The following is an 8086-nucleotide window of genomic DNA, read 5'->3' on the forward strand; positions in this document are numbered from 1 at the left end:
ATTCCTGTCGTCACGCAGCACTTCACGATGCTGGCCCGCAACCTGCTCTACACGGGGGTCACCCGCGGCAAGCGGCTGGTCGTGTTGGTGGGCCAGAAGAAAGCTGTCGCAATGGCAGTCAGGGGCGGGAAGATGAAGAGGCGCTGGACGAAACTCCGCGAGTGGCTCGCAGCAGCCTGACAGTCCAAAACAACGTGTTCTTGATAGGAGACGCTACGCACGTGCCCTTGGGCTGCGTTTTGGTATCTTCGTCATTCACACGACGCGGTGGCTCTTTAAAAAGTAACCGGCCAGTACATCAAGTAACAGGTCAAACCTGCACATAGGCGAGGATTGTTCCTCAATCCCAAAAGATATTAGCGACGTACTCTTGCCAATGCAGTAATTAAAGCATACGTCCGGCGCAGATCACGGGCATCTGTTGTGCTGCACGGGCCGTTCCTGTTGATCCTGTTGGAATTTCATCTTGTTCTATTCACTCCCGAACCAGTCCCCGTGTGGCAGAGGACAAAAACTATGAGCGAGAGCGCAACCTCTCCGAACTACATCAAACTCTCTGCTGACATTGTTTCCGCTTATGTCAGCAACAACTCCGTTCCAGCCGCAGACCTGCCGTCGTTGCTCCAATCCGTCTATGCCGCTCTGACGAAGACCGCACAGGGTCAGCGGGAGGAGCCCAAGGCTGAGTTGGTGCCTGCGGTGTCGGTGCGGAAGTCCGTCACTCCAGATGCGATCATCTGCTTGGAGGACGGAAAGTCATTCAAATCGCTCAAGCGCCATCTGCGCACCACCTACAACATGACACCCGAGCAGTACCGCGCCAGGTGGAGCCTGCCAGCCGATTATCCGATGGTCGCCCCCAACTATGCCAAGGCACGTTCCGAGCTTGCCAGGACCATGGGGCTCGGCCAGCAGCGCAGGAAGAGCAAGGCTCCGATAGGGACTGCTGCGGATGATGCTGCCCCCACAAAGCCGAAGCGCGCCGCCGCCAAGGCGGCTGTGACATCCGAGGAAGTGACTGCACCGGCTAAGGGACGTCGGACGAAGAAGGCTGCATAGTTCACCCTCCTTATATGGTTCGGCCATAGCCGTTCATGCTCTGCCTGCTAAACCCGGTGCTTCCAAGCGCCGGGTTTTCTCTGCCGCTTTCTAGGCTGCAATCCATGGGCTGCGTCGGTTATGTCGCTCTCCGTGCGCAGATGGCATTAAGACCCTGTTTACCATGATTGCCCATCGTATTGGCTCCGTAACTGGAGCCTTGCCATGGATCATGCGTATCAGGCCATTTCCACCCATCTTGATCTGAGCGGCGGCACCAAACGAAGTGCCCTGAAGACAGCGCTGATTAGCATCGCGCTTGCGGCCTTTGCAGGCTCTGCCTCTGCCGAGAGCTTGCTTCCGGTGCGAACAACTGGCCCTATCCAAGTCGTAGGACCCGCAGGACCGACGCATGCCTGGATCAGGTTCTGCGAGAGCCACCGTCACAAATGTCGGGTCGATCTCTCGCAGCCCGCGCACATCACTCTAACCCATGGCATCTGGGCGGCTCTCACGCAGGTGAACGAGCGCGTCAACTCATCGATCCTTGCCGTCACAGACCAGGATCATTGGGGTGTTCTCGACCGGTGGGACTATCCGGATGATGGGCTCGGTGACTGTGAGGACATTCAGCTTCTGAAGCGCAAGCTGCTGGTCCAGGCCGGTCTGCCGCATCGAGTCCTGCGGATGACAGCTGTCATCGACGACCAAGGGCAGGGGCATGCGGTACTTATGGTCCTCACCGACCGTGGTGATTTCATCCTTGACAACAAGCGCAATGCCATCCTGCCTTGGCGGCGTACTGGCTATACCTTCATCAAGCGGGAGGGCACCAGCGGCAAGGCCTGGGTCGCTCTTGGAGATCAGCCTGCCTCACTCTCAACGGCAACCCGTTAGACGCCGGAGTTTTCGAAGAACTCCCGGACTACACGGGTGTGCAACGGAAAGGCTGTTTCTACTGGCTCATAGATGACCAGTACCTCGGAAACTTCGGTGTCATGGGAGAACGCACCCTGATGTTCGACCGGGGGGCTTTGACAAAAGAGCAGGTTCTGCCGCCGATCTGGCGTGGTCTCCACCGTCACAACGCGCAATGCTTCGGGGAAAATAACGACGCCGGTTTCCTCCAGCGCTTCACGTGTGGCAGCTTCCTGCCATGTCTGGCTGAGCATCTGGTAGCCGCCGGGGAGAGCAAGCTTACCCTGACCGTCGCCCGCAAGAGCACGGCGGATCATCAGCAAGCCGCCTCGGAGAGGCACCAGCACCACGACGACGGTGGGCGTGTTGTCATAGCGGATCATCAGGATCGTCCCCGCTCTACATTCTGCCACTTGGGATGTTGGTGAAGTTGCGCATCATTGGAGCGCGAAGGGAAGGAGGGCTGTACTCAAAGCAATGGGGTGGGGCTTGCGACGCGGCGAATGACTATCAAACTCCTGGCACTGCCCAGACATCCAGTTCGCCCGCGCCTTCGCGCAGTTTCTTCACATCTGCATACTCCGGTGAGTTCCAGACGGAATGGATGACCTCGATTGAGGAGAACTCAAACACGACAAGTCGCCGCCCGTCATACGAGCCCTCCAGGACTTCCACCGGACCACCTCGGACAAGATAGCGCCCGCCATGCTGAGCAAAGAGTTCGCTCACCTTCTGGCGGTACTCAGGCCAGCCCTTTTCGCGAGTGATCTTGATCTGCACGATCAGGTAGGCAGCGGGCATGGCGAATCCCCAGTTTCTGACGCTTGCATATTCAGCCCTGGCAACTCCCAGGTCGAGGGGGAGATCGAAGTTCCTATCCTCAAGAGTTGTAGAGGCAACATGGACGTTTCGAGCAGACTGGACACGTCAGGAAGTCTGCGCAGTTCTAGAGGAGCCCGCTATGTCAAAAGAGATCATTGAGGTCCCGGTCCTCTCACAAGCGGTGCGCAATGTCGGGGTGCCGCTGTCACTGGTGACCAAGGCGAATGGCTTTGTGTTTGTTTCGGGAACACCACCCTTCGACCTGGAGACGGGAAAGTTCGTGCGGGGTGATATCGAGACCCAGACCGAGGCGTCGCTTCGAGCCGTTCAGCGGTGTCTTGAGAGCGCAGGCACTTCGCTGGATAAGGTAGTGATGGTCCGTGTGTACGCGAGCAATGCGGGGTTCTACCCATCGATCAACCGGGTCTACGCCCGCTTCTTCCCCGAGAACCCGCCGTCGCGGACCTTCGTCCCGGTGGGCTCCTGGCCGATGGAGTTCGACATCGAGATCGAGTGCGTTGCTCTGGTCTAAGCCCTTGGGCAGCGCTACAACGTTCTGCTGACCGGGCCAGTCTACTGGTCTTTGGCGAATATCTCTCAGCCCCTTCCACCTTGGATAACCGTGAGCTTGCGCATCATAGGCGGCAGATCAGGGGGAGGGGAACTGGTTGCCGTCAAGTCCGTAAAACGAGCTTTGCACTTGGGATCGTACTGGTTAGGAGGTCGCTCCCCGGCGTTGCTCTTCCAGGGGCAGTCGAAGGCAATCCTATCGATTACGTCGCACAACTGAACGTCAGCCCCATACCTTGCCGCAAGCTGTCTCATTGGATCGTACGCGGCAGTCCGATGGGAACGGAAGGAGGCCTATTTTTCTCACCTTTGTTTCTCACCTTTTGACTTTGGCTCAGTCGGAGCCTCGAAATTGGCTTGAAATAAGGGATTCTCTTGGGAAATGGTGCCCCTGGCCGGGGTGAAACAATGAAGCAATATAAGCGTTTTCCAAAAGCTGGGGGAGGGGCATCGCCCCGTAATTACCCGTATGTTACCGTTCAATCTCCCCCAGCTTTAACGATGTTGAAGGGTCTTTTCAGAACCTCACAGGTAATTCTATCTTGACCCTACAAATGGTGGGTTTCGAGCGTCACCCGTCTTTCAATGGTGCCTCTCGTCGGAGGGCTGATCAGCAAGCCTCTTGATCTCGAACACGACTGCCGTGACAAAGGCCGAGACGACGAGGAAAGTCATAACGGTCGTGAACATCCCGTTCTGGACGCCTGGATTCAGCCCGACCAGCGGGATCAGCAGCAAGGCAGGGATGCCCAGAGTGATGGCGGCAAGGAGGTAGAGCGGGTTCGATGGCTCTCCAGACGTGAGTGTCTGTTGTGACCGGCGCGTCGATTGCTCCTGGGTCCAGACCTTGATGCGGCCTGAGAGACCCTTCACCTGATCTGAGATGCCCTGGAGGCGCGGGTTCACTGTCTCTATGGCTGGTAACGACATGGTGCAATCCTCTGGTGAGCAAACCACAGGAGTCTGACAGCCAAGCCCACGCTTCGCAAGCAAGTCGATGTCCCTGCGATAACCGCTGAAGCCACTCATTCGACTTTTCGTGAAGATGCGAGCGAGTTCTTCTGCTAATTTTGCGTCCATTAAGCGCCTCAGAAAGCAGCTTTATTGCTGAAATGTTGCGCTTTCAGTCGCTTTGTTGCTGCTCTGTCATGTTTCCGACAGAAGAGATGCGCTCTCCTCTGGTAAATTATCATCAACCAAGGTGAGCATAGGGGCGCGGTATGACGGTTCAGGCACCGGAGGGGACTTCCAGCCATGAGGCTGAGACCAGCTTCACAGGCCCCGCCGATCTTCAGCCTCTCGTGCAATCACTCCAATCCGTTCTGAAACAGATCGACGATGAATATGAGCGCGAGCGCGACCATCTCATGAGGACCCTGCCTGAAGCGAGCGTCAAAAACCGTGACCTGGCGATGCTCAAGGCCTGTCATCTTACCCCGCGGGAGAACTACGTGCGGGAACTCGCTGCTCTCCAGAGCAACCGACAATCGCAATGGTCATCGCATGCTGCGCCCGAAACGCCTCTGATACGTGCAAAGTCAGAGCAGTAAACTGGTTGATCCTGCGGCTCCTTGAACAGCAGGTTCCTGTCTCGGCTTCGGCAAGACCCCAGTCGAATTAGCTCAGATCGTCTTCCTTGCTCACCAACTCACCAACGCAATCAAACTTGCGCCAGCCGCTCTGTCTCTCGCCGGTTGGGCTTATGCGTTCAAAGCTTCGGTAACGCGCCACCAGACGCCCGTCTGAGCCATACTCATCATGTTCCCAGCCAATAGCTGTCGGTGGACAGCCTTGGCTTCGGGAGCGGACCAGCACAAGCCGGTGCGTGGCAGGTATGTGGAAGATGGTCTCGAAGTTATGAGACTCCCGTAGAGCCCTGCTGGCGTGAGACGACGCACCATAGACCTGTTCCGGCTCTATTTGCTGCTCCATGAGCAGTCTCCTGGCTGACCTGTCGTTCCAACTGCCTTTATGTCAGTGTTGTTGCAGTGCAGCAAGAACCCTGATCCGCTCGTTCTGAAAGCGCAAAGGCGCTGTTCCAGTCAGCGCGCATATGGAGGTCTCGTCAGCAGTGAGCAGATGCGACGCATCCAGCAACCTGAGCCTTGCGAGGTGACACATTGGTGCGCTGGAAGTTCGTCTCAGGGTACCGCTATGCCCTTGCTGCATGCCAGCAGCCACAAAAAAGGGCAGTGATGCTGCCCGTTTGCGCTTGCCTATGGTTCAGGCAAGAACTATCTTTTGCAGTGCAACACGGCGATTGGCGTCGCAGTGTTGCTGCCCTTCTTGGGCGTTTCCTCCCTAAACTTCGGGCCACTCGCAAGGGTGGCCTTTTTCTTTCTTAGGGTGCCCTGTCTTAGCCGAGGCTCTCCGAGGTTTGCAAGTAGGCCACCCAGAATAGCTATGTGATCTTCTACTAAAGTATGCGTCCCCATGATGCTGAGCTAACCTTCGGCTTTGTATTTTACAGACAAAGTGATTGAGAGTTCTTCCGGACACGACACTTCATTGAGCCCGGTTTCGCAACTTATGAGTAGTTCCGAGCGCCTCTGTCGCGTGAGCACCATGAAAGACCTCCTGAAGCATCCCGTTGACCGCACCATCGGCTGGGCTATTACACAAGCTGCAAGGGGCGAGCAGGATGTCGGTTCTGCACTGGGCGCAGGGACCGACCAATGGTGCTGCCCCACCAGACCTCCAGCCGGCCTGAGGTGCTGGGGCAACCTATCCCGCGACCGCATTGCTGATGCGAGCAGCGGCTTCTCTGGGATCGACCCCATCGGTGTACCAGTCCAGGATTGCCAGATAGAGGCTATTGCGCAGAAGCGGGTGGTGCTCAGAGGGGAGGTACTCCTCGACAGCCTTCAGGTATCGCGAGAAGGGTTTCAGCATCGCACCAGCCTCCTTTGATGTTTGTTGCTTCGAGACACCGCTCTTCGAGGTAGGGCACCAATTGAGCAAGATTTTGTCTTTTGCCCTCTGCACAAACCTTGGGCTTGTTCCAGATGCCATGACGGTCACATGCGGATGCCGTTCAGCCCCGTGCTGCGGCGGTTTCACCAATGTCTGGTCTTGCTGAGGTGAGCGATGCGACCCTTGGAGCGCATTCACATCTTCGGAGCAGCCGGTTGTGGTGCATCCACGCTGGGCTGGGCACTGGCGCGACGGCTGGGGCTTCAGCACCTCGACAGCGACGATCTCCACTGGCTTCCGACCGCACCACCTTTCCAGAGAAAGCGGCCCACACCTGATCGCTTGCACCTTCTATCAGAGGCAACAACGTCCTCTCACCAGTAGGTGCTATCCGGGTCTGTAGCGGGGTGGGGTGATGCTCTGATTGCAAAGTTCGATCTGGTGGTGTTCCTGTATGTACCCGCTGAGGTCAGACTGGCTCGGCTCCAGCGCCGCGAACGGGCAAGGTTTGGTGAGGCTCTCGATCCTAGTGGCGCGATATACAACCAGCATCAGGCGTTCCTTCGCTGGGCCGCAGGATACAATCCTGGCCTGAGAGGCGGACGCACATTATGGGCTGATGCCACATGGATGGGCTATCTGCCCTGCCCTGTCCCGTGCTGTGCCTGATCGGTGAGTGTGGAACGATGGAGCAGATCGACCGGGTGCTGTCGTTTTGGGAAACTCACGCTGACCAATCTGACCCCAGCCGCCCTGCTACTTCGGAGATTATTGCCGATGTGTTGGACAGCATTGCCTGCTCTTCGTGACGATGGCTTTAAATCTTGTGAACCTGAGCCGAGAGGGGCAGCACCAGAGAGGGGATAGCCATGCCCATCGCCTACCTGATCGTGCGGATCAAGATCACTCGCGAAGAGGGCTGGCCCGAGTACCGTCAGAAGGTGGCCGAACTCTTCGCGAAGCATGGTGGCCGCTACCTCGTCCGGGGCGGTCCAGTAGAGGTCTTGGAGGGCTTCTATGATGGGCGGCGGCTGGTTGTCTTCGAGTTTCCCTCGATGGAGGTGATCCGCTCAGTTTGGAACTCACCGCAATATGCCAAGCTAAAGAAGTTGCGTCAGGGCTCGGGCGAACTGGATGTCTGGGCCGTGCCGGGGGTGTGACGTTCACCTCGCCGGGTTGGGCAAGGTCTACTCCACTGCTGTGGGACAAAATGACGGGCCTGCGTTCAGCATTAACCGTGGCGGTTGGCGTAGCGGCGCTTCTTGGTAAGCCTCCTCTGCCCTTCGAGCGTTTTCGCTGGAGCAACCACCTCCTTATAGCGGCGGGTGTTCTTCTTAAACGAGGGTCTCACACGAGCTTTTCCGGCCATGGCTTATTCCCTTCTCCCGCATAAAGCAGGAAACGACAATGAATTGGGTCTACAACCAGAGAGATTGAGAGTCGCTCAACCTACTCCTTGGACTGCTCCCGTCGCGCGAGCCGCTCCACAAGATCGGCCAACCGCGCCGGGAGGGAAGCCTCAACCGGACCATAGGCAACCCGCAGTCTCTCTCCAAGCTGCTGAAGGTCATAGGCGTCCAGCGCCTGGTTCAGGGTCGTCTGGGTGGGGAGAGGGAACGTGACTGTCGGTGCGTCAGTCCGGACCAGGGCTTGCATCGAAACACTCTTGCTGGCGGCACGGATAGCCGCTGAATGCCCCTATGACCTCGCCCTCGTTCAGGGTCTCGTATATGCAACGCAGCGGAAATTTTGTGGCAATTGTACGAACCGCGTATCAGGCTTCGACTCTGACAACACACTTCTACTACCTTTGAGTAGACTTCTG

The 8086-nt window shown here is 57.4% G+C and carries 11 protein-coding genes; 6 read left to right on the forward strand and 5 right to left on the reverse strand.

What is annotated here, in order from left to right; all coding sequences use genetic code 11:
- The 3 genes from JKG68_RS29915 to JKG68_RS29925 all read left to right on the forward strand — a co-directional run.
- On the forward strand, positions 1–180 hold a 180-nt coding region (locus JKG68_RS29915; protein ID WP_202065809.1), incomplete at its 5' end, for an ATP-binding domain-containing protein.
- A 336-nt stretch (positions 181–516) separates the two neighbouring features.
- A complete protein-coding gene (locus JKG68_RS29920; RefSeq protein WP_202065811.1) occupies positions 517–1059 on the forward strand; it encodes a Ros/MucR family transcriptional regulator in 543 nt (180 codons plus the stop codon).
- 204 nt (positions 1060–1263) lie between these two features.
- On the forward strand, positions 1264–1935 hold the full coding sequence (locus JKG68_RS29925) for a transglutaminase-like cysteine peptidase (RefSeq protein WP_202065813.1): 672 nt from the start codon (positions 1264–1266) through the stop codon (positions 1933–1935).
- On the opposite strand, the gene JKG68_RS29930 is transcribed toward JKG68_RS29925, so the two are convergent.
- Both JKG68_RS29930 and JKG68_RS29935 read right to left on the reverse strand, forming a co-directional pair.
- Positions 1932–2339: an NUDIX domain-containing protein gene (locus tag JKG68_RS29930; protein WP_202065815.1), complete on the reverse strand. Its 408-nt coding sequence runs from the start codon at positions 2337–2339 to the stop codon at positions 1932–1934. The two genes, JKG68_RS29925 and JKG68_RS29930, sit on opposite strands and share 4 nt — an antisense overlap.
- Before the next feature lie 127 nt (positions 2340–2466).
- Complete coding sequence (locus tag JKG68_RS29935; RefSeq protein WP_202065823.1) at positions 2467–2757, reverse strand: DUF1330 domain-containing protein; 291 nt, start codon at positions 2755–2757, stop codon at positions 2467–2469.
- A 160-nt stretch (positions 2758–2917) separates the two neighbouring features.
- On the opposite strand from JKG68_RS29935, the gene JKG68_RS29940 reads away from it, so the two are divergent.
- The gene (locus JKG68_RS29940; protein ID WP_202065825.1) at positions 2918–3310 is read left to right on the forward strand and encodes a RidA family protein; all 393 of its coding nucleotides are present in this window, start codon (positions 2918–2920) and stop codon (positions 3308–3310) included.
- Between the two features lie 620 nt (positions 3311–3930).
- Here the strand turns inward: JKG68_RS29940 and JKG68_RS29945 are convergent.
- Positions 3931–4278 (reverse strand): hypothetical protein, encoded by a 348-nt coding sequence (locus JKG68_RS29945; protein ID WP_202065827.1) that lies wholly within the window; start codon positions 4276–4278, stop codon positions 3931–3933.
- Between the two features lie 290 nt (positions 4279–4568).
- On the opposite strand from JKG68_RS29945, the gene JKG68_RS29950 reads away from it, so the two are divergent.
- Positions 4569–4898, forward strand: coding sequence for a hypothetical protein (locus JKG68_RS29950; RefSeq protein WP_202065829.1), 330 nt, complete (start codon positions 4569–4571; stop codon positions 4896–4898).
- Between the two features lie 1174 nt (positions 4899–6072).
- Here the strand turns inward: JKG68_RS29950 and JKG68_RS29955 are convergent.
- Positions 6073–6240, reverse strand: a complete 168-nt coding sequence (locus JKG68_RS29955; protein ID WP_202065830.1) for a hypothetical protein — start codon at positions 6238–6240, stop codon at positions 6073–6075.
- Positions 6241–7130: 890 nt separating this feature from the next.
- Here JKG68_RS29955 and JKG68_RS29960 point away from each other — a divergent pair.
- Entirely contained in the window at positions 7131–7421 is a 291-nt protein-coding gene (locus tag JKG68_RS29960; protein ID WP_202065831.1) for a DUF1330 domain-containing protein, read from the forward strand.
- A 289-nt stretch (positions 7422–7710) separates the two neighbouring features.
- Here JKG68_RS29960 and JKG68_RS29965 read toward each other — a convergent pair whose 3' ends face one another.
- Positions 7711–7917: a hypothetical protein gene (locus JKG68_RS29965; protein WP_202065832.1), complete on the reverse strand. Its 207-nt coding sequence runs from the start codon at positions 7915–7917 to the stop codon at positions 7711–7713.
- Positions 7918–8086 lie beyond the last annotated feature (169 nt).

Origin of the sequence: Microvirga aerilata (assembly GCF_016743775.1) — a bacterium.
Classification (GTDB): domain Bacteria; phylum Pseudomonadota; class Alphaproteobacteria; order Rhizobiales; family Beijerinckiaceae; genus Microvirga; species Microvirga aerilata.